Origin of the sequence: Asaia bogorensis, assembly GCF_900465345.1 — a bacterium.
GTDB lineage: Bacteria > Pseudomonadota > Alphaproteobacteria > Acetobacterales > Acetobacteraceae > Asaia > Asaia bogorensis_A.
The window spans coordinates 24704-46087 of sequence record NZ_UEGO01000040.1; the positions used below are offsets into that span (position 1 = coordinate 24704).

15 protein-coding genes are annotated in these 21384 nt (G+C 58.3%); 8 read left to right on the forward strand and 7 right to left on the reverse strand.

Annotation, left to right across the window (positions count from 1 at the left end):
• From ED655_RS15135 to ED655_RS15150, 4 genes are read right to left on the reverse strand one after another with little or no spacing between them, the layout of a single operon-like run.
• Window positions 1-3879, reverse strand: a complete 3879-nt coding sequence (locus ED655_RS15135) for a bifunctional nitrate reductase/sulfite reductase flavoprotein subunit alpha (RefSeq protein WP_122050936.1) — start codon at window positions 3877-3879, stop codon at window positions 1-3.
• Window positions 3880-3885: 6 nt separating this feature from the next.
• A complete protein-coding gene (nirB, locus tag ED655_RS15140) occupies window positions 3886-6771 on the reverse strand; it encodes a nitrite reductase large subunit NirB (RefSeq protein WP_122050937.1) in 2886 nt (961 codons plus the stop codon).
• A 17-nt stretch (window positions 6772-6788) separates the two neighbouring features.
• Window positions 6789-8312, reverse strand: coding sequence for an alginate export family protein (locus ED655_RS15145; protein WP_240993706.1), 1524 nt, complete (start codon window positions 8310-8312; stop codon window positions 6789-6791).
• Window positions 8309-9514 (reverse strand): nitrate/nitrite transporter, encoded by a 1206-nt coding sequence (locus ED655_RS15150; protein ID WP_122050940.1) that lies wholly within the window; start codon window positions 9512-9514, stop codon window positions 8309-8311. The genes ED655_RS15145 and ED655_RS15150 overlap by 4 nt, the downstream gene beginning before the upstream one ends.
• 405 nt (window positions 9515-9919) lie before the next feature.
• On the opposite strand from ED655_RS15150, the gene ED655_RS15155 reads away from it, so the two are divergent.
• From ED655_RS15155 to ED655_RS15180, 6 genes are all read left to right on the forward strand, one after another.
• Window positions 9920-11119 carry an AAA family ATPase gene (locus ED655_RS15155; protein ID WP_122050941.1) on the forward strand — a complete coding sequence of 400 codons (1200 nt, stop codon included), beginning with the start codon at window positions 9920-9922 and terminating at the stop codon, window positions 11117-11119.
• A 38-nt stretch (window positions 11120-11157) separates the two neighbouring features.
• Window positions 11158-12195: a ParB/RepB/Spo0J family partition protein gene (locus ED655_RS15160; protein WP_122050943.1), complete on the forward strand. Its 1038-nt coding sequence runs from the start codon at window positions 11158-11160 to the stop codon at window positions 12193-12195.
• 135 nt (window positions 12196-12330) lie between these two features.
• Entirely contained in the window at window positions 12331-13479 is a 1149-nt protein-coding gene (locus ED655_RS15165) for a replication initiator protein A (protein WP_122050944.1), read from the forward strand.
• 525 nt (window positions 13480-14004) lie between these two features.
• Entirely contained in the window at window positions 14005-14250 is a 246-nt protein-coding gene (locus ED655_RS15170) for a type II toxin-antitoxin system Phd/YefM family antitoxin (protein ID WP_122050946.1), read from the forward strand.
• Window positions 14247-14633, forward strand: a complete 387-nt coding sequence (locus ED655_RS15175; protein ID WP_122050947.1) for a type II toxin-antitoxin system VapC family toxin — start codon at window positions 14247-14249, stop codon at window positions 14631-14633. Before ED655_RS15170 ends, ED655_RS15175 begins: the two co-directional genes overlap by 4 nt.
• A 32-nt stretch (window positions 14634-14665) precedes the next feature.
• Window positions 14666-15259: a hypothetical protein gene (locus ED655_RS15180; protein WP_122050949.1), complete on the forward strand. Its 594-nt coding sequence runs from the start codon at window positions 14666-14668 to the stop codon at window positions 15257-15259.
• A 43-nt stretch (window positions 15260-15302) separates the two neighbouring features.
• Here the strand turns inward: ED655_RS15180 and ED655_RS15185 are convergent, their stop codons facing one another.
• Both ED655_RS15185 and ED655_RS15190 read right to left on the reverse strand, forming a co-directional pair.
• A complete protein-coding gene (locus ED655_RS15185; protein WP_122050963.1) occupies window positions 15303-15542 on the reverse strand; it encodes a conjugal transfer protein TraD in 240 nt (79 codons plus the stop codon).
• Between the two features lie 64 nt (window positions 15543-15606).
• Window positions 15607-15900, reverse strand: coding sequence for a conjugal transfer protein TraD (locus ED655_RS15190; RefSeq protein WP_122050950.1), 294 nt, complete (start codon window positions 15898-15900; stop codon window positions 15607-15609).
• A 211-nt stretch (window positions 15901-16111) separates the two neighbouring features.
• Here ED655_RS15190 and traA point away from each other — a divergent pair, with 211 nt between their 5' ends.
• Both traA and ED655_RS15200 read left to right on the forward strand, forming a co-directional pair.
• Complete coding sequence (gene traA / locus ED655_RS15195; RefSeq protein ID WP_122050952.1) at window positions 16112-19114, forward strand: Ti-type conjugative transfer relaxase TraA; 3003 nt, start codon at window positions 16112-16114, stop codon at window positions 19112-19114.
• A gap of 1 nt (window position 19115) precedes the next feature.
• Complete coding sequence (locus tag ED655_RS15200; RefSeq protein WP_122050953.1) at window positions 19116-19781, forward strand: DUF6118 family protein; 666 nt, start codon at window positions 19116-19118, stop codon at window positions 19779-19781.
• Window positions 19782-19894: 113 nt separating this feature from the next.
• On the opposite strand, the gene ED655_RS15205 is transcribed toward ED655_RS15200, so the two are convergent.
• Window positions 19895-21196: a TolC family outer membrane protein gene (locus ED655_RS15205; protein WP_122050955.1), complete on the reverse strand. Its 1302-nt coding sequence runs from the start codon at window positions 21194-21196 to the stop codon at window positions 19895-19897.
• Window positions 21197-21384 lie beyond the last annotated feature (188 nt).

Genomic DNA, 21384 nt, shown 5'->3' on the forward strand with positions numbered 1-21384 from the left:
TTAATAGACATCCCTTGCATATCGTCCGGACCTCGTCATTTCATCCACATATCCCGCCGCTTGCGCGGGTTCCATATTCCCATGCTGCTCAATGATTTCGCGCAGGCACAGATCGACATCGCGAGCCATGTGGCTCGCATCGCCGCAGACAAAGACATGTGCGCCACGCGCGATCCAGTCCCATAAGGCAGGGCCAGCGGCCTTCATGCGATCCTGAACGTAGATGCGAGCCTCTTGATCACGCGAGAAGGCCAGATCGATCCGGGTGAGGATCCCGTGTGCCTGCAACGCCGCGAGTTCGTCGCGATAGTAAAAACCAGAGGCTGCATTGCGTTCACCAAAAAATAGCCATGCTTCGCCAGGTGCCCTCATGGCTGCGCGATGCTGCAGGAAGCCACGGAATGGGGCGATACCGGTGCCCGGTCCGATCATGATGATTGGGGTCGCGGTATCGTCTGGCAGACGGAAGTGTCCGGATTTCTGCACGAACAACGCCACATCTGCACCGATCTGCAGTCCCGCGAGCCAAGGCGAACATGTTCCGGGATAGGGCTCGCGCACGACCCCCACCGTGAGATGGACTTCGCCCGGATGGGCAAGAGGTGAGGACGCAATGGAATACAATCTTGGCTGCAGCCTGCGGAACAGGGTCGGAATCTTGTCCAGCGTGATCGCGCGCCCAGCGGACTGAAGCATCTGAGGCAAATACCCCGATTCTACCTCAAGATGCTCTTGCATGGCGGTATTGGCTCGCGACAGGTCAAAATGAGTCGTCAACGCCTCGCGTAATGTCACAGTACCAGACAATGGCAGATCGATTGGTGTTTCACCTTCGTATCCAAGGGCACATAATACTTGGTCGACGACCTCGACCCGATTGTGCGGCCAGACACCCAAAGCATCGCCTGGCTCATAGGCAAGATTTGTTTGCGCAATGTCGAATCCGATCAACCGTGTTTGCCGGCTGGCGCCTTCGGGCGTCAGCAGAACATTTTGGCACAGTTTCGCTATTACGGGCGTATTGCGTGGAGTGAGCGTAATGGTTGCAGGAGGGATCGACGCGCTGCTTTCTCCTAGGATCGCGCATAACCGTGCTTGCCATTCGGCGCGGCCGACGTCGTCATCAGGCTCGCAATCGTAGCGTCCCTGCAGCGTCTTGCTCCCAAGTTCCGCCAGTCGAGCATCCAAAGCGCGACCGAAACCGCAGAAATTCGCGTAACTCGAGTCCCCGAATGCTAGCACGGCATGGCGCATGTCGATGATCGGTGTGGAACGGGCCTGAAGCGCACCCCAGAATGAGGCAGCGCAATCGGGGGGATCCCCATCCCCGAATGTCGACACGACAAAGATTATATTCCCTTGGGGCAAATCATCAACGCTGGCTACATCAAGGCAGATGCATCGGCCACCCAGTGCAGCAGCTAGCCCTTTAGCTGCGTCTTCCGCTCGTCCGGTCTGAGAGGCCCAGAATACCGTCGGATGCGGGGAGTACGTTTCTAAGTTGTTCATCGGCGCGTCATGCGGTTTGCGTGCATACAGGCCTGCCAGCAACCCATCGATCCGCAAGCGTTCCGTCTCGGAGAGCGGCGCGCGATGCGGCACGACCGGTAAATCATCCGAAGGGGGCGATAGGCGTAAGCCTTCGAGAAAGCCTGCAAGCCAGTGCTGTGCCATCTCTGACAAGGGAGCCGATGCTATCTCCCCGACCTTCAACTGAGCTGCAAGGCGAGAAACAATGTCTAACTCTGGCATAATTATAGGCGCTGCTACTCGCGTTAGGTTGACCGCACACAGCTTGAATCCGGGCTGGAGCGAGATCGGATCGACCGCGTCAGGCGTCAGGACATTAACCGCCAGATCCGCTCCGAACGCATCGTTCCAGTGAAACGGGGCAAAACACACACCCGGCGGCACACGGTCGCTGATCCGGACAGGCAAGGTCGCCGACCCGCGACGCGACCGGATCAGCACACGATCGGCAGGATCGAGCGCCAGATCGTGCGCAGTATCTGGATGCACCTCCAGAAACGGCTCCGGATGCAGCTTGCACAAGGAGTCGACCGTGCCTGTCTTGGTCAGCGTGTGCCAATGATGCTGCAGACGACCCGTATCCAGCACAAACGGATACGTTGCATCCGTCCGTTCGCCCTTTTCCAGAAAAGGCCGCGCAAGAAACACGGCCCGACCGTCATCGGTTGCAAACCGCGGACCCGACCGTGGATCGGGCCGGTAACGGATCGGGTGACGTGCCTTCGAATCGCCGGGGGGGCTCGGCCACTGAACCGGACCCTGCATCAGCCGCGCATGACTGATTCCTGAAATATCGTAGCCCGTCCGGGGGTTGGCAAACCCGGCCGCCTCGGCAAATACCTCGGCGGCACTGGTAAAATCGAATCCTTCATATCCCATGGCGCGCGCGACACGGGCTATAATGTCCCAGTCCGGCAAAGCCTCGCCTGGCGGCGGCACAGCGGCACGTGTCAGGGTCATGGTCCGCTCGGAATTGACCTGAACGCCATCCCCTTCAGCCCAAAGGGCACCAGGCAGAAGGATGTCGGCATAGGCCGTCGTTTCCGCACTCCTGAAAGCGTCCTGCACAATCACGCATTCCGCCTTCTGCAATCCGGCAATCACGCCATCGCGTCGCGCAACGCTTGCCACCGGATTGGTACAGATAATCCAGACCGCCCTGATCTCGCCCCGGGCCATCGCCTCGAACAGGCCGATCGTTCCGAAACCCTCTGCCTCGCGGATCGTATCGGGCGGTAGCCCCCAGACTTTCTCGGCAAAAAGACGATCCTCTGCCACCATTGCACTGCGCTGACCCGGCAGACCCGGCCCCATATAGCCCATTTCCCGGCCACCCATCGCATTGGGTTGACCTGTCAGGGAAAACGGACCGCTGCCGGGTTTGCAAATTGCCCCGGTCGCCAGATGCAGGTTGCACAGCGCGTTGGTATTCCAGGTTCCGGTCACACTCTGGTTCAGCCCCATGGTCCAAAGGCTCATCCAGGCCCCCGATTCCGCAATCCAGTAGGCAGCCTGCTTGAGATCGTCGATGGCAATACCCGTCGTTTCGGCCACCTGCTCAGGCCCGTACTGCGCCAGAAACGGGACCATTGCCTCCCATCCTCGGGTATGAAGGGCTATGAACTCCCGGTCGATTGCATCCCAGGCCAGAAGCAGATGCAGGATACCGTTCAGCAGGGCAAGATCGGTTCCCGGCCGGATCTGAAGAAACAGATCGGCCTTGTCGGCTGTCGCGGTCCTGCGCGGATCGACCACAATCAGCCGTGCGCCCTGCCGCTTGCGATCCAGCAGCCGCAGGAACAGGATCGGATGGCAGTCCGCCATGTTCGCACCGATAACGAAAAACAGATCGGCGTGATCGAAATCCTCATAGGAGCCGGGCGGAGCATCCGCGCCCAGCGAGGTTTTGTATCCTGCCCCTGCAGACGCCATACAGAGGCGCGAATTGGATTCGATATGCTGCGTGCGCCAGTACCCCTTGGCCAGCTTGTTGGCGAGATACTGCGCCTCCATCGTCATCTGACCGGATACGTAGAGCGCCAGAGCATCCGGCCCGTGCGCATCGAGAATGGCACGCAACCGCTGCGCCGTCCGCCCGATCGCATCTTCCATGTCCAGACGCTGCGGCTCCGCATCCCGCGCAGGCCGGATCGCCGCATGGGTCAACCGACCGGGTGCTGTAATCGGCTTGTCACAGGAACTGCCCTTGGTGCAGAGCCGCCCGCGATTGGCCGGATGGTCCGGATCGCCGCGCAGCTTCACGATCCGGCCAGCCTCAACCTCGAAAACAATGCCGCAACCTACTCCGCAATAGGGACAGGCCGACCGGATGGCATCAGGCAGGGCCATATCGGCTCAGACCGGAACGAGGGCCGGTTCCGGCGTCCGGATCTCCACCCGTCCCTCATGAATCCGCGCATCCCATACGCGCAGGGCAACGCTTGCATCCTCTAGGCATTCCCCGTCACGCAGACGGAAATGCTGCTTGTAGAGCGGAGAGGCCACCACAATTTCTCCTTTCAGATCGCCTATAATTCCGCGTCCGATGACATTGGCCTTCGAAAAGGGATCATGATTGTCGATGGCAAAAATGCGCGCCGGCCCCCCCGTCGTTGCAGGCAGATAAAACAGGGCCACCTGTGCGCCTTCCCACCAGGCGACCACACCTGAATTGGGAACGAGATCTCCCTCCTCGCACAGTGTCTGCCAGTCACGGGGACCGACACCCGCCGGACTGCCGGAACCATTTTCCGCAGGTCTGACCTGATCACGCTCGGGCACGGTCTGCACGTTCGGGTCGGGTCGGCTGTCATTGACAAAGGTCCGGAACCGCTTGAGCTTGTCCCGATCCGAAAGTGCATCGCGCCATTCGCAGTGATAGCTGTCCACAACGCTCTGCATCTGGCGCTCGAGCTCGTCAGCAATGCCCAGGCTGTCCCTAATGATGACATCCCTGAGGTAATCGAGACCGCCTTCGAGAGTCTCCCGCCAGACGGAGGTCCGCTGAAGCTTGTCGGCCGTGCGGATATAGAACATCAGGAAACGATCAATATATCGGACGAGAGTCTCCGAATCGAGATCGGTCGCGAACAGTTCAGCATGCCGCGGACGCATGCCCCCGTTGCCGCAGATATACAGGTTCCAGCCGTTTTCAGTGGCAATCACCCCGACATCCTTGCCCTGCGCCTCCGCGCATTCGCGCGTACAGCCGGACACCGCGAATTTCAGCTTGTGCGGGCTGCGCAGTCCTTTGTAGCGGTTTTCAAGGTCGAGCGCCTGACCAACACTGTCCTGCACGCCGTAACGACACCAGGTACTCCCCACACAGGATTTCACGGTACGGGTCGACTTGCCATATGCGTGACCGGTCTCGAAACCCGCCTCGATCAGTTCAGCCCAGATATCGGGAAGCTGATGGATCTGCGCGCCAAACAGGTCAATGCGCTGTCCGCCCGTAATCTTGGTATAGAGCCCGTATTTCTTTCCGACCTGCCCCAGAACAATCAGCTTGTCCGGCGTGATCTCGCCGCCCGCAATACGCGGCATGACGGAATAAGTGCCGTTTTTCTGCATATTGGCCATGAAGGTGTCATTCGTGTCCTGCAGCGGAATATAGGCCGGATCGGTGATCGGCCTGTTCCAGGCAGAGGCAAGGATCGACCCGACTGTGGGCTTGCAGATATCGCAGCCCAGTCCGCCATTGCCATGCTTCTCCAGCAGCTCGCCAAAAGTCCGTATATTGTGAACCCGGACAAGCGCATAAAGCTCCTGTCGCGTATGGGAAAAATGTTCGCACAGGGAATGATCGACCTCGATCCCGCGTGCGGACAATTCCGTTTCGAACACGGATTTGAGCAGACCCGCACATCCGCCGCAGCCTGTCGAAGCCTTGGTCTGCGTCTTCAGCGCACCGAACTCCGTGCATCCTCCTTCAATGGCCGCGCTGATCGCCCCTTTGGTGACATTATGGCACGAGCAGATCATCGCCGTATCGGGCAGTGAATCCGCACCCAGAAGCACCGCACCCTCACCGCGGGGCAGGATTAGGGCAGCCGGATCGGCTGGCGGGCTGATGGCATTTTGTACGAATTGCAGGATCGTATCGTAGTAGGAATTATCGCCCACCAGCACGGCACCGGTTATGCGCTTTCCATCGGCTGAAAGCACAAGACGGCGATAGGAACCGTCCGCCTCCCCGATAAAGCGATAACTGGTCGATCCGGGTTCGGCCCCCTGTGCATCGCCGATCGAACCGACGTCCACCCCGAGCAGTTTCAGCTTTGTGGACATGTCTGCCCCGGTAAAGGCCGCATCTTCCCCCGCAATGACGGCCGCCGCTGTACGCGCCATGGTGTAGCCCGGTGCAACAAGACCGAAAACACGCTCCTGCCACGACGCACACTCGCCAATCGCAAAGACATGCGGGTCACTGGTGCGGCACTGGTCATCCACCGCAATCCCACCGCGTGCGCCCGTCTCCAGTCCGCAACCACGCGCAAGCGCATCATTGGGCCGGATCCCGGCCGAAAATACGACAAGATCGGTTTCCAGCATGGATCCGTCCGCAAAGACCAGTCTGTGCCGCAGGGTTTCCCCCGGCTCGATCGCCTGCGTTGCATGCGCGGTACGCACATCGATCCCCATGGTTTCGATCCGGTGACGCAACGCCCGCCCGCCCTCCTCGTCGAGCTGGACCGGCATCAGGCGCGGTGCAAATTCGACCACGGCCACATCCAGCCCGAGGGACTTGACCGCATTGGCCGCTTCCAGGCCCAGCAGACCGCCGCCGATTACCACGCCATGCCGCGCACCCTGTGCCGCCACGCGGATCGCATCGAGATCGTCGAGCGTACGATAGACGAGGCCGGCCGTTCCAGAATTGCCCGGCACAAACGGCACAAACGGATAGGAACCGGTCGCAATCACAAGGGTCCCATAGGGAAAATCTCCCTGTCCGGTGCGGATCATCCGGGCCTCGCGGTCGATGGCCGTCACAGCCACACCAAGATGAAGCGTGATCCCGTGCGCATCATGAAAACCTTCCTCATGCAGACGCAGGGAAAGAGCATCCTGTCCGGTCATGTATTCGGTCAGATGCACCCGGTCATAAGCGGCGTGCCGCTCGGCTCCGAACACGTGGATCCGGTGCGTCTCGTGCAATCCATGACTGACGAGCTGTTCGGCGCAGTAATGGCCAACCATGCCGTTGCCGATGATGATGATATTGGTCGTGTCAGTCATGTCCGGAATGTCCTTTTTCAGAACTTGAGCATCATGGTCTGCATGATGAAGACGCCGCTACGGGCACCGGCCCGTAGCATGGCGTGCGAGGCGGAAAAGCCCGCGAAATCCTGGGTCCACGTCCAGTGCGGCGCGAAATTCCAGGCGGCCTGTGCCTGGGGTATGGTACCAATATAGCCCCCTGACAGTCTGTCACGCCAGGAATAGGTCTTTCCAACAGCATAGACGGCATCATTAGTACTCTCCCGCCAGAAAAACGGAAGATGCAACTTGATATGAAAGGTCGATGACGGCGCAAGATCAAGCAATGGTCCAACACCGACAAGATTTTGCGATGTAAGCGACAAGGTTACGTCATTGTAATAGGGCAGCGGAAAATAGGGCGTGGCAAAGGTACCGACCGCCTCGCCCTGCGAGCGGTAGGAGCCGCCCGAAAACAGATCGGCCTGCACACCGAGACTGGGTTTCCAGGCTCTGGCAGACGCGGCGTAAAGAACAGCCGCATTCACCGCATAAGCCCGGACGGCCCGGTTCGGCAGGGTCCGGTCTACCGGACGGTACTGCCCGCCCTGGAACACGCCTGTCAGATTGATCGCGATCGGCCCTGCCTTGCCCCACAGCCGCGCACCCATATTGTCACGCCGTGTCGATCCGGCCTGCGTACGGCCCTGGGCCAGCAGGGGCTGGGCAGCCAGGGAACCGGAAAAGAGATAACCGATATAGAACAGATCAGCGAAGAGCTGTCCCGGCTTGCCCCACAGTCTGAAGCCCGGAAGAGCCGTCGAGCTGTACCCACCGAACATCCGCGCAGCATAGTTCGTCCCGTCTGAGAAAATCCCGACAGGCAGCTTGTTGGTCTGTGCGAAATCGAACAGATCGAGCCGTGTCCGCTTCCAGATCGCATAGCCGCGCACCCCGTCCCATGTCTGCTGCGCATTGGTCAGATCACGCGCGGACTGCATCGAGACCGGGGCATCGAGAAACACCTGCCGACCTCCGATGACACCTGCCTTCGCGCCCAGAACGGTGCCATGTATCTCCAGAATACCCTGTTGCAGGTCCAGCCGTTCGCGCTGGATACCGGTCTGATACCCGTAATAATTCGAGCCACCAGCCAACGCCTGAAGCAGTTCGGCATAGACCCGGACATGCTTTCCGATATGCAGATCCGCACCATACTGGCTGCGCAGGAGCAGACGGGAGGCATCTGTCTTGCCTGCCGTCCCCATCAGAGGCTGGTTCTCGAAAATATACCGTAGCCGCTCCTCACCGAAAAAACTGATCCAGATATCGCCCTTGTCTGTCAGGGAGACATGCTTGAGACGGGAGAACCAGTCGCGCGGGCGCTTCTGACCAGGTATCGTCGTGATCGTGGACCAGTCCTGTGCCCAGGAGACCTGTCCGACCCCGCCAACCGTCCCGAAACCCGCCGCCGCGCCATCGCCCGTACTGAAGACACCATACGGCCCGGCAGCGGCCTGTGCTGCAGGCAGTGCGAGAAAGACCGGAAGAGCCGACAGCGCACAAAGCCACCCCTTCATATCCGCCCGCCGGAAGCGAGGCTCCGGGTTGGCGCCCAGCGCGTATGAGCCAGCCATACAGAGAGCAGACCGAATAACGAGAAAGCGGCAAACACCAGAAAAGCCGCCCCGTATCCCCCTGTCGCATGACGGATGGTCCCCAGAAGAACCGGCAGACAAAACCCGCCAATCCCGCCGCTCATGCCGACAAGTCCAGTCAGGATCCCCACGGATTGCGGAAAACGGGTCGGCACGAGCTGGAATACGGCACCATTTGCAAGACCCAGAACCATCATGCCGACAAAAAAGGCGCCCAGTGCAAGCAGAAGGGACGGCAGCCCGATACCGATCGACAGATAGATGATGCAGGCGGCGGCAAAGAGGATAGACAGGGCACGGGTTCCCCCGATCCGGTCGGCCAGCGCTCCCCCCAGCGGTCGCACGAAAGACCCTGCGAACACAATTGTGGCGGTACAGAACCCCGCTGTCGCAGGCCTGAGGCCGTACTGGTCGTTGAAGTAGATGGTCAGGAACGAGGCCAGACCGACGAACCCGCCAAAGGTTACGGCATAAAATCCCATCAGGATCCAGGCATCACACCGACGCAGCAAAGGCCCCCAAGCGCACAGCCTCCCGCTCGAGCGACGCTGGGGTGGCTCTCGGGATATTGCTAGAAACACGATCAGCACGACCGTGAGTGGTATGACCGCGAGCCCAAGGACGTTCACCCAGCCGAATCTGACTGCAAGAACAGGCGCAACCAGCGCTGCAAAGGCGGTGCCGGAATTCCCGGCGCCTGCTATGCCCAGAGCTGTCCCCTGATACTGGGGGGGATACCAGCCCGAAACCAATGGCAGTGCCACAGCAAAAGACCCACCTGCTATCCCTAGCAGAAGGGCAAGTGGGAACATCGCCACATATGAGGAGGGCGACGCAAACCATGTCACGATCAATCCCAAAATTACAGTGACCTGTGCTGCAATCGCGCTTCGGCGCGCACCAAAGAGATCCACGCAGGCGCCAAGCACGACACGAAAAACGGCGCCTGCCAGCACCGGCATCGCCACCAGAAATCCCTTCTGACCTGCGTTAAGATGCAGGTCATGAGAGATAGCAATGCCTAGAGGACCGAGTAGCACCCAGACCATAAAAGAAACGTCGAAATACAGGAAAGCAGCAATGAGTGTCGGCAGGTGGCCGGCTTTAAAGAATGACCTGTCCAAGGCAGTTCCCGAATGGCAGCATGCGCGATAGCGCAATCCACCAAGCCCTCAAGGCATCAGGGCCGCCCTTGACCCTGAATTCGATCATGATGCTTGTGAGGCCAGTGCCTCCATTGACACGGCTTTAAACTAGAAATCTTTTACCAGATGCATCGATCCGATGTCAAAACGAAACACATGGAGATGTGACATTACAGGTATGTCATGAACGGATATGAAGGCGCAGAGAGACCAGCATAGCATTTTCTATCGATTAGCATGCGCGCAGAATTTGATGCCTCTGAATATCAGCAGGCCCCGAAATTAAGCATCTGAATTACAACAAACATCAAAGGCGTTGCCTTTTTGAATGATATGGACGATATTTTCTCTTAGTATCGTTCAAATCACTCTTAAGGGGCTGTAATGAATTCAATCGTCAGTCAGATCGGTGATCTCGCTGAGGCTGGCGAGCGCATGATCGAGCGACTACGCCGTAAGGCTTTTCTCCCTGATAGCCGCAAAGGACTCAATGTGCGCATTGGCATTGCCGATGCTGCCCAGTTGCTAGACTGCTCCACCAACCGCATCCGTATGGCGGAGGACGACGGGCGCCTTCCCCCACCTCCAGCTTCGGAAACCGGCCGTCGTCTCGGCTATAGTATCGCCGAATTGCTACACATGCGCGATGTGTTAGGTGCCTCGCCACGGCGTGCGTCTTCTGACGCTCCCGCCATCATTGCGGTGCAGAATTTTAAAGGTGGTGTCGGTAAATCAACCGTAACCACCCACCTCGCTCACTACTTTGCAATTCAAGGTTACCGAGTACTCGTAGTTGATTGCGATAGCCAGGCAACAACAACCACGTTATTCGGTTTTAATCCCCATTTCAATATCAGTCGGGAAGAAACGCTTTACCCGTATCTTTCAATTGATCCAACGCAAGCAGATCTCTCTTATGCAGTCAAACGGACACCGTGGCCCAATGTTGACTTAATTCCATCTAATCTCGAGTTATTTGACGTTGAATATGAGCTCGCTGCGGCTGGTAGCGATGGACAGTCGGTACTGGCTGCCCGCTTCCGCAAGCTGAAACAGGGTCTCGCTGAACTCGCCCGAGCCTACGATATTGTGCTGCTGGATCCGCCTCCTGCCCTCGGCACCATTTCATTAGCAGTAATGCAGGCCGCCAATGCGCTTTTAGTGCCGCTTGCGGCAACAACGCCAGATTTCTGCTCAACTGTGCAATTCCTTTCCATGATGGATCAGGTACTGCAGCAACTAGTCGGCGCTGGCATTTCATTAGACTACAACTTCATACGGTTGATCTGCTCGAAATTTGACGGCAATGATCCTTCGCACGCCATGATCCGCTCAATTATGGAGCAAACCTTTGGACCGGCTCTGCTGGCGGTACCAATTTTGGACTCTGCCGAGATTAGTCACGCCTCCCTTCGCATGATGACGATCTATGAACTGGAAAAGCCCATCGGCACTGCGAAGACACACAAGCGGTGCCGCGCTAATCTCGATGAGGCGTTGGGCCAAGTTGAACAATTGGTGCGGCAGAGCTGGGGGCGCGTCCCCCCGGCCCGAGAAGAAGAGGTGTTCGATGCCGCAGGCTAAGACCGTTCTTCCTCTACCTCGATCGATGGAGCTCGATCATGTCGCGTAAGCAAAACTCTTATCTCGCGGATCTGCTCAAGGACGATCCAACTAATGATGCAATTTCTCCTGCCCCAGTTGTCGAACGCGCACGCGCTTCGACTTTGTTGCACCGGGAATCGGCTCTCGCACGCGTACAGTCCGGTGAAGTACGCCAGGTTACACAACTCTTGTTGGATCCGGCACGCGTTCGTGTCTGGCCCGGCAATGCTCGTCTATATGACCAGCTTTCGGAAGCTAGTTGCGCCGACCTGATTGACTCGCTTATCGCCGAAGGTGGGCAAAAGGTGCCAGCGGTGGTGCGTCGGATCAGCAATGATCCCCACTACGATTATGAGGTAATTGCTGGCACACGTCGGCACTGGTCGATCAGTTGGTTGCGGACGCATTCCTATCCTGACATGCAATTTGTCGCCCAAGTGGTAACGCTTGACGATGAAGCTGCCTTCAGGTTGGCCGATCTTGAAAACCGAGCCCGGCGAGACGTTTCAGATGTTGCCCGTGCCCGCAATTATGCTGCTGCGCTAATACAGCACTATGGTGGCAAGCAGAAGCGGATGGCCGAACGCCTGCGGGTTTCCGAAGGCTGGTTGTCAAAAATGCTGCAGGTTGCACGTATCCCTGACGAAGTGCTCGCGGCCTTTCCGTCATGGGATGTTGTGCTGCTGAAGCCGGCCTATACGTTGGCGCGGGCACTCGATGAACATCATGCGGCGGAGCGGATAACACAGGCTGCCCGCACATTGGCTAATGAACAAGCCGCCGCGCGGCGGCAGGATGAATTGCCAATTCCGGCGGCTGAAGTGTTGCGCCGCTTGCTTGCAGCAGGGAGCGCACCCGATGAAGTCCCATCCGCAAGTGTGGCGACATACAACTCTCAATTGGGACGCCCTGCATTGACGATTCAGTCTATCAACCGGCAAGGGGTTACCGTGCGGCTGCACGCCGCTTCTGGTGCCGATAATGAGGAACTAGTAGCCACGTTGCGTCAGGCGCTGGCTGATTTGGATGCTTCCGGTCGTAGGGTAAGGCAATGATCTTTCCCCGGGGAAACTTTTCTAGGTCCACTTCTCGAGTGGCGGTAATGACAGTTTCCCCGGGGAAACTTTTTTTCTGACTGTCGGTGTTCGACAGTTTTGCAATCCATTCTTTCCCCGAGGAAGTGTTTTAAGATGATCAAACCGAGCCCCGGGGCCTCGACATATCTGGATCCTTTCCTACCATACTTGGCTGATCTGGCATTTCGCGACCAACGCGAGATAATGGAACGACCGTTCTTCAGTTTGGCTAAGACGAAGCGTATCAAGCCGATCGACTACCGCAGCCCTGACGGCAAGCAATGGGTTCATGTCTCGGCTAATCCGGATTACGGCATGGCAACAATCTGGGACGCCGATATTCTAATCTATTGTGTTAGCGTACTCGCGGACATGGCACGTCGTGGCATCAATGATATACCGCGCACGTTGCATCTAATGCCCTATGACCTACTGCGTGCCATAGGTCGCCCGACCACCGGCCGTGCCTATGAATTGCTAGGCCAATCGTTGGACCGATTGGTCGCAACCACCGTCAAGACCAACATCCGTGCTGAGAACCGGCGTGAGGCCACATTTTCTTGGCTAGATGGCTGGTCACAGCTGGTCGACGAGCGTACCGAACGCAGTCGTGGCATGACACTTGAACTGTCCAACTGGCTTTATGAAGGCGTATTAATGACTGGCGGCGTCCTGTCGATCGACCGGGCGTATTTCGATATTTCCGGCGGTCGCGAGCGCTGGCTTTATAAGGTGGCACGCAAGCACGCAGGTGGGGCGGGAGAAGGCGGCTTCGCAATTTCCTTGCCGACCCTGTTTGAAAAATCCGGTGCCGAGGGTGTGTATCGGCGCTTCAAGTTCGAGATCGCTAAATTGGTCGAACGCAATGATCTTCCAGGCTACCGCCTTACACTCGAAGAACCAGCTGATAGACATGAACCCCTGCTTCGTATGCAGCGGATTCAGATTGGACCTGATCCTGCAACTTCCAACTTAACCGCTCGTCTCTCTAGGAGGCCTGCACACATCGCACGTGAGGCAGAAATGCTTTTGACGCCGAGTGACGCTCACCCCACGGTTCCGGTGGCTGAGCGGGACGTGACGGCAGCGACCCTGAAAATCCTGCGCACCGAATTTCCAGGATGGGACTTCCAAGTCCTACACCAAGAGTTTCGTCACTGGCTCGACGCCGATCCAGCGCGAACTCCAGCCAACTACCAACAAGCCTTCATCGGCTTTGTACGTCGTTATGACGTCCAGAACCGACATTTGTTAGGACGCTAGGAAATGCATGTCTCCGCCAATCCTGCCAAAAAGCGTTCCCGAAGTGTCGGTGCTCAGTGAGAGCGTAGGCTTACGAGTGTGGACGTAGTCTAGAATTGCGTGATCTGAAGTTTTTCTAAGACAACATCACAAATCTAGGTTCATTCCTCTGAGTATTATCAACAACGGCGAGAGCGGATCGACACTTCAGGAACAGTTTGCCGACACTTCAGGAACAGCCGGATCGACACTTCAGGAACAGTTTGCCGACACTTCAGGAACGGACATTGAATAATAAGATTGTGCTATCAATGGGTTATGAACGTTATCCAGAGGCTTAACTTATTAACTATTATAATTAACCTTCTAACGCCTCAGAATTTTGAAGAGCGGAATAATCCTATGGTCATTCTATGGCTGCATCTGTCTAAGACTGTTTGGAAATAAGATGCTCCGATCAAAATCACACGTAGCAACGTTCAGTAGTTGAGCTTACGTGAGGAACCTTATAAGACTAAGTCCTGTAGACCAGGTTGGGAGTAAATTATGCGAACGGTTAACATTCATGAAGCTAAGACGCATCTGTCGAAGCTGATTGAAGATGCCCAGAAGGGCGAAAGCTTCATCATTGCCAAATCCGGCAAACCGATCGCGCGGGTCAGTCCGATTTCTGCTCCTGAAGGCGCTGCAAAGAAACGTCTGGGGTTCATGGTGGGCCAGATCCAGGTGCCCGATGATTTTGACAAGATGGGTCAGGACAGCATCACCACGCTCTTCGATGGTCCGACATGAAGCTTCTGCTCGACACCCATCTCCTGCTCTGGGCCGCAGGTGCCCCGGACAGACTTTCCGCAGAAGCCCGGTCCCTTCTGTCTGATCCCGATCATATTCTGGTTTTCAGTGCTGCCAGTCTGTGGGAGATCACCATCAAGGCCGGGCTGGGACGGGCCGATTTCAAGGTCGATCCCCATCTGCTTCGACGTGGTCTGATCGAAAATGATTATGAAGAACTACCGATTACGAGCCGCCATGCGGTGGCCGTGTCAGGCCTGCCCGAAATCCACCGTGACCCATTTGACCGTATTCTGGTCGCACAGGCCCTTGTGGAGGGTCTGACGCTCCTGACCCACGACCCTCTCGTACAAGCCTATCCAGGGCCAGTGAAAGCGGTCTGAGAGGGTGTCTGGCTTGCGGGTGTCTCCCGGTTATGCGTGGGGAGTATCTTATCTCTGCTTCAGGTGGGGTGGGTGACATGGCGCAGGATGCTGAAAGACCGAGCGAGATCCGGCCCTTTTCCCTGCGCACCGCAATCCTTTCAACGCAGGTGTGTGGGGGGCTTGGCTGGATCGGAATCGTGCTCCTTCAGAGGCGCAATTTTCTGGCTGTTCTGATGGGGTCTCCGCCGGGAGGCAGTCAGATTGTCCCGATCCTCGCCGGGTTCCTTTATGGCGGCGTTTTTGGCGTGCTGGCGTGGCTCCTGGTGAGGCAACCGTTCATGATGGGCGTCACCAGGCGCTATGTCGCTCTGACCTCGGCGGTCAGGGCATGGCCTGCGATCATCGCGGTTTCAGTGTTTGCCGGGGCGGGAGAGGAAGTGCTGTTCCGGGGTGCCCTGCAATACTGGCTCGGCGTGATCGGTACCGCGTTCCTGTTCCTCGGCATGATCCCTCTGGGACTGGCTGCGTCCCACTGGGGATTGATCGGGCCGATCGTGGCCCATGCTCTCATCGATGTGATCTTGTTCAGCGCATTCTCTGCCATGAGGCAGACAGATACGGATCGTCAGTTGCCCGTTATCTGACGTCGGGCATCCGACGACGGTCTGGCTGATGGGTGGGCGCGTGTCAGGTCTCTTCCTTGTCGGCATCGAAGGCCCGCAATCCGGTTCGTCGCCATCTTGTCCTGAGATCGGCAGGAGAGGTCGTACCACTGCCCTGAAGCTGTGCTGCGAGGTCGAGGAAGGCCCCCAGCAGGGTCGCGCGGTCATCCTGTGTGAGGTCCACCAGACCGGCCTTCTGCACTAGCCCGCCCAGTTCGATCATATGGCGTGTACGCTTGCGTCGTGACCTGGCCCAGTCCCGCATGTCCTCGCGCGCCTTTCTCAGCCTGTGACGGCCCATGAGGGCATTCTGGCGTGCCAGTCGCCTCTCAAGCGTCCGGAGCCCCGTCAGCAGCCTGCTGTGAGGCTCTGCTGGCCCTGCGCTTTGGCCTGGCCTGAAAGAAGGCCTGACCGCGCTCGCTCCACCTCGCGATCGCTTCGGGTTTGTCCTCTGCCTGTTCCAGAGCCGAAAGAAGAACCCCGGCCAGGGCTTCGACGGGGAGGGCATCCGCGCCCAATGCCTCGACCAGTTCGCCCAGCTGCATGGTTCTCTGTGCCTTAAGGGCTTTGGCCCGTTTCTGCAGGGCGACAAGCTCTGCATCGATATCGCGTGGCTTACGCATTTTGACTCTGGCTCCTGCTTCCGCTGTGTCTGCTGTCAGGTTCTGATGGGGTTACTGTCGTCATCAACCTTGTATGGTGCACCGTATCACAGGGAGAAGAACCGCGTCACTCTGGGTGGAACTGGAGCGGATGTGTTTTGGCCTCGATGTGGAAGTGCGCGCTTATATGTCATGGGATGACATGACGCGTTGCAGGTGATAGCGTGCCCCCATGGCGATCTACCACCTGCATGTGAAAGTTATCAGCCGGGCCACGGGCCGAAGTGCGGTAGCCGCTGCGGCCTACCGTGCGGCGGCCTGTCTGCAGGATGAGCGACTGGATCGTGCCCATGATTTCAGCAGGAAAGAGGATGTCGTTCATTCCGAGATCCTGATGCCCGAGGGAGCGCCGGAGCGACTGCGTGATCGGTCTGTGTTGTGGAACGAGGTCGAGGCTGGCGAGAAGCGCAAGGATGCCCAGCTGGCGCGTGAGGTGGAGTTCGCCATTCCGCGTGAGATGAGCCAGGCGCAGGGTATTGCCCTGGCGCGGGATTTCGTGCGCGAGCAGTTCGTCTCCCGTGGCATGGTGGCCGATCTCAATGTGCATTGGGATCGGGTGGAGGATGAGAACGGGCAGATTGTCTGCAAGCCCCATGCCCATGTGATGCTGTCCATGCGTTCGGTCAGTGAGGCGGGTTTCGGTCTCAAGGTAACGGAATGGAATGACCGGGGCTTGCTCAGGGTCTGGCGGGAGCGCTGGGCGGCTCTGGCCAATGAGCGTCTGGCCGCCCTGGATATCGATGTGCGCATCGATCATCGGTCCCTTGCCGATCAGGGGATTGCTCTGGAGCCGCAGAACAAGATCGGCCCTGCCGGGATGCGTCGCGAAGAGCGGGGCGAAGAGGCGGAACGGGCGGCCGAGCATCTGGAGATTGCGCGGCGTAACGGCGAGCGGTTGCTGGCCGCGCCTGTTCTGGCGCTGGAGGCGCTGACACGACAGCAGAGCAGTTTCACCCGCCAGGATCTCGCGCGGTTCGTCCATCGCCATACGGTGGATGAGGCGCAGTTCGGTGCGGTGATGGCGCAGGTCGAGGCGTGTCCCGAGCTGGTTGTGCTGGGTCGTGACGGGTATGGGCGCGAGCGGTTCTCGTCACGGGAGATGGTGGCGGTCGAGCAGAGGCTGGAAGCGGCCAGTCTGGCTCTGGGGCAGAGACAGGCTCATGCGGTGCCGGTGGGTCTGCGTCGTGCGGCCATGGGGCGGAATGATCTTGGAGAAGAGCAGGCTCTGGCCCTTGGGGAGGTGACGCGGTCGCGGGATCTGTCTGTGGTGGTGGGCTACGCTGGTACGGGCAAGAGCACGATGCTGGGTGTGGCCCGTTCCGTGTGGGAGACAGCCGGGTATCGTGTGCGGGGGGCGGCGCTCTCGGGCATTGCGGCGGAAGGGCTGGAGGCAGGATCGGGGATCGAGAGTCGGACCCTGGCCTCGCTGGAGCGGGGCTGGGTGGCGGGTGTGGATCTGCTTGCGCGTGGTGATGTGCTGGTGGTCGATGAGGCCGGGATGGTGGGATCGCGCCAGATGGCGCGCGTTTTGTCTGCCGTACAGGATGCTGGGGCCAAGCTGGTTCTGGTGGGGGATCCCGAGCAGCTGCAGGCGATCGAGGCCGGGGCGGCGTTCCGGGCTGTGGCCGAGCGTGTGGGATCAGTCGAGATCACGACTGTGCGCCGGCAGGGCGCGGGGTGGCAGCAGGAGGCCACGAAGGAGCTGGCGACGGGACGCACGGGTACTGCGCTGGATCGCTATGAGGCGGCGGGGATGGTGCGGGGGCATGAGACGCTGGAGGCGGCGCGTGCGGCCGTTGTGGCGTCCTGGCGGGCGGGAGGCGGAGCAACTTCAGGTTGCCGTCAGATCATGCTGGCGCATCGACGGGTGGATGTGCGGGCCCTGAATGAGGCGGCGCGGTCCCTGTGTCTGGAAGCCGGTGAGTTGGATCGCGAGCGGGCGCTGTCCGTGATGACGGCGCAGGGTGAGCGCGTGTTTGCGCCAGGGGATCGGGTGTATTTCCTGCGCAATGATCGTGGGTTCGGGGTGAAGAACGGGACGCTGGGGACGATCTGTGATCTGTCCGGCGATGATGAAGTCGGGGTTGTGGTCTCGGTTCGGCTGGATGGGGCGCGTGTGGGTGATGTGGGGCATGTCGTGTCCGTGTCGCTGCGCGCGTATGACGCGCTGGATCATGGTTATGCGGCGACCATTCACAAGGCGCAGGGTGTGACGGTGGATCGGGCGCATGTGCTGGCTACGGGCAGCATGGACCGGCATGGCGCCTATGTGGCGCTGTCGCGTCATCGCGAGGCCGTGTCGGTTCACTGGGCGCAAGACGATGTCGGGGATCGGGATGGGCTGGTGCGGCGTCTGTCGCGCGAGCGGCTCAAGGATACCACGCTGGATTATCCTCAGGGGCCTGGTGGTGGTCGACAGAGTTCAGAGAGATCAGCGCGGGCCTATGCGCGCAGGCGTGGGCTTGGTGTGCCGGAAAGCCGGATCGTGCTGCCGGAATTGGGTGAGGATCCGTTTGCGGGGCTGGATCTGGGTGTTGCCGCGAGGGGGCAGGATGATGCCTTTGCTTCGCTGCGTCTCAATCCCGATCGTCGGGTGCCTGTTGCTGCTTCCGATCCTCAGGACATGCTTGAGCGGGCTGTTGCCCGGTATGCGCAGGCCTTTCTGGCTGTGGGGCGGATGCATGAGGCGCGGCTCCCTGTTCTGACGCATCAGGAGCAGTCGCTGGATAGAGCGACAAAGGCTCTGGAGCGTGTGCGTCCGGGTGCCATTGATGATCTGCTCATGGCCCTGCGGCATGAAGACGATGTGCGTGTGGCGCTCCTGACCCTGGAGGGGGTGGAGCGTGGTGTGGTCCTGACGCGGGCGATCCTGCAGGAAGCCAGGATACGGCGGTCCCCCGGATTAAGGGCGCAGCGTTTCATGAGGGTCTGGGAGGGGCTTGAGACCGCTCAGGCGCGCGATGAGGCGCTAGTGCAGCTCGGGAAGGATGCAGAGATGCGCTCACTTTTGCGGCGCAAGGGGGCGTCATTCGGGGTGACGCCGGGCTCGGTGCTGGATCTGTCGATCCGGGCGCTCGATGTGCCGAAGAAACGTGCGCCGCGTCTGGGGCATGAGCGCAGGCCCGAGGCAGAGCCCGCACCGAAGCGTGACACAGGCTGGAGCAGAGGGCGTTAGAATGAGCGGTAATGCAGCACAGGCATTCGATGATCTGCGGGCCGAGGTTTCGGTCCTGCGCAAATCGGTGGAGCGTCTGCCCGAGGACTGGCGCGATGCCATGCCGCCGGATACGAGCCTGGATCTGGGGCAGGTCAAGCGCGCGATCGGCGTCATCGAGCAGCGTCTTGGCGAGATCGAGGGGTGTTCGGTGTTGCGGATGTCCCCGGCCGAGTTTCGGGTCGGGATCGAGCGGGTTGTCAGTGAGCGTTTGACGGGGGCCCTATCCGGGGTTGGTGTGGTTGAGAAGTCTCTGTCGAAGGAGAGTGAGGCTCTGCGTTCTGCCCTGCCTCAGCTGCGTGATGCGATGCGGCAGAAGAGGCTGCTCGGGATCCTGTTCGGTGTGGGGCTTCTGGTCGGGGTTGTGGCCCCTGTTGCGCTGCTTGCCTGCATGCCCGTCTGGGTGCGTCAGGATCTGGCCATGTACTCGTTGCCGGGCACAGGAACCTATGTGGGGGCAGGGATCATGGAGCGGGCTGATCCAACCTTCTGGCAGGACATGCTGAACCGGTACAACTTCGTTGACCGGCACAGGGACGAAATCGATCTGTGCAAACGGGTTTTAACACAAGAGAAGGAAAGTGAGCATTACTGCAGCTTCATCTACAAAAAGAGCGAAAGCTACTGAGTATTATTTCTGCTTATTTATAAGTAATTATCTGGATCTATGATTAAAATGAATATTTACATATATGTTAAACGCTTGCATATTATAATAAAACAATTAAGTATAACAATTACTCATTTAGTGCCAAATAATTTCCCTTTTACCTGTTTAAGGTGAGCCGTAGGATCGTAAGGCGTGACATCAAGCTGAAGATCCTTGGCTGTGAGGCGTCCGATTGCAGCAGCGAGAGCGTAGGAATCGATAACAGTGTTGGCAACGTTTTGAAGCTGCGTCTTTTGCTGCTGAAAAAGAAGCTGCTGTTGCTGAAGAACCTCAAAGGTTGTCCGGACACCTAGCAATTCCTGTTGCTGGATTGAACGTAATGCATCTTCCCCCAGGGAAACGGCTTGTTTGTTACGGATGAGCTGATCACGATCGGATCCAAGCCTTTGCCACGCACTAATGACCGTTTGGATGGCAATCCTACGCTGGTTTTCCAGCTCATGTCGTGCTGCATCGACCGCACGACGAGCTGCTCGGATCTGGGCGTATTCTCCCCCGCCCTGATAAAGAGGAATACTGGCCTGAACGGTCACGGATGCGGCATTTTGCGTGAACTTGGCTTCGTTCTGGTTCACCTGCCGTGCGTAAGCGGCTTGTGCAGAAATCTGCGGAAGCAGACCCGCGATCGCAACTTTGACTGCGTTCTGGCTCGCAGCAAGTGCGAATTTTGCTGTATTGATTTGGGGGGCATTTTCGAGAGCCGCTTGTTGTGCATCGTTTGTCGATTGAAGCAAAACTGTAACGGGCGATGGAACCAGCAGGCGGTCGGGGGCAGGCCTGCCGATCATGCGCTCAAAAGCTGCTTCTGCCACGTTGACATCGCTTTCGGCTAGGCGTGTCGCTGCCCTGGCCGCTTCATATTGTGACTTTGCTTGAAGAACATCGGTCTGCGTAGCTTGGTTCAGGGCGAGCTGGTGTGTCGTCAATTGAACCTGACCTTCAAGTGTCTTTTCGTTCCTTACAGTTAGGACAAGAACCTTGCGGGCCTGAACCAGAGATACATACGCCGAAACGACGTTCTGAAAGACCTGTTGTTCCGTCTGTATCAGGTTTGCCCGTTCCTGAAGGACTGTATTCATGGCCTGTCGGGTGGAAGCTATCGTTTTCCCGCCCATGAATAAAGGCTGGGTAATAGTGACGCCGGCACCATATCCAGGCGCGGCAAAACGCTGATCGTAGCGGAAAGAGCCGCCATAGGGATAAGTCACATAGTTGGATTGGCTGTAATTGGCAGCCGCGTTTCCCGAGATCGTAGGACGCCAGCCAGAAAGAGCTTTTGGGACGGCCTCATCCGTTTGCTCGAGAACAGATCGTTCTCTAAGAATTTGGGGATTGGAGTGATAGGCGAGCGCGAGGGCTTCGGTGAGTGTCATGGTTCCCGGCCTGTCAGCATAAGCCGGGTTCGTAACGAGTATCAGCGTTATGAATAAAATCAAGCATTGATGATGGATTTTTCTGAAAATTGTCTGTCATCCCACGATGTCTTATTTCTTGATTGTTGTCTGAAACCTCCTAATCTATCAATCTAGTATCGATAGATTGTTTTCTGATTTTTCGGTTG

Excerpts from the sequence above, each read along its gene's own strand:
- ED655_RS15135 (WP_122050936.1), bottom strand. The coding sequence starts at position 3,879 with ATGGCCCTGCCTGATGCCATCCGGTCGGCCTGTCCCTATTGCGGAGTA.
- nirB (WP_122050937.1), bottom strand. The coding sequence starts at position 6,771 with ATGACTGACACGACCAATATCATCATCATCGGCAACGGCATGGTTGGC.
- ED655_RS15145 (WP_240993706.1), bottom strand. The coding sequence starts at position 8,312 with ATGAAGGGGTGGCTTTGTGCGCTGTCGGCTCTTCCGGTCTTTCTCGCA.
- ED655_RS15155 (WP_122050941.1), top strand. The coding sequence starts at position 9,920 with ATGAATTCAATCGTCAGTCAGATCGGTGATCTCGCTGAGGCTGGCGAG.
- ED655_RS15160 (WP_122050943.1), top strand. The coding sequence starts at position 11,158 with ATGTCGCGTAAGCAAAACTCTTATCTCGCGGATCTGCTCAAGGACGAT.
- ED655_RS15165 (WP_122050944.1), top strand. The coding sequence starts at position 12,331 with ATGATCAAACCGAGCCCCGGGGCCTCGACATATCTGGATCCTTTCCTA.
- ED655_RS15170 (WP_122050946.1), top strand. The coding sequence starts at position 14,005 with ATGCGAACGGTTAACATTCATGAAGCTAAGACGCATCTGTCGAAGCTG.
- ED655_RS15175 (WP_122050947.1), top strand. The coding sequence starts at position 14,247 with ATGAAGCTTCTGCTCGACACCCATCTCCTGCTCTGGGCCGCAGGTGCC.
- ED655_RS15180 (WP_122050949.1), top strand. The coding sequence starts at position 14,666 with ATGCGTGGGGAGTATCTTATCTCTGCTTCAGGTGGGGTGGGTGACATG.
- ED655_RS15185 (WP_122050963.1), bottom strand. The coding sequence starts at position 15,542 with ATGCGGGACTGGGCCAGGTCACGACGCAAGCGTACACGCCATATGATC.
- ED655_RS15190 (WP_122050950.1), bottom strand. The coding sequence starts at position 15,900 with ATGCGTAAGCCACGCGATATCGATGCAGAGCTTGTCGCCCTGCAGAAA.
- traA (WP_122050952.1), top strand. The coding sequence starts at position 16,112 with ATGGCGATCTACCACCTGCATGTGAAAGTTATCAGCCGGGCCACGGGC.
- ED655_RS15200 (WP_122050953.1), top strand. The coding sequence starts at position 19,116 with ATGAGCGGTAATGCAGCACAGGCATTCGATGATCTGCGGGCCGAGGTT.
- ED655_RS15205 (WP_122050955.1), bottom strand. The coding sequence starts at position 21,196 with ATGACACTCACCGAAGCCCTCGCGCTCGCCTATCACTCCAATCCCCAA.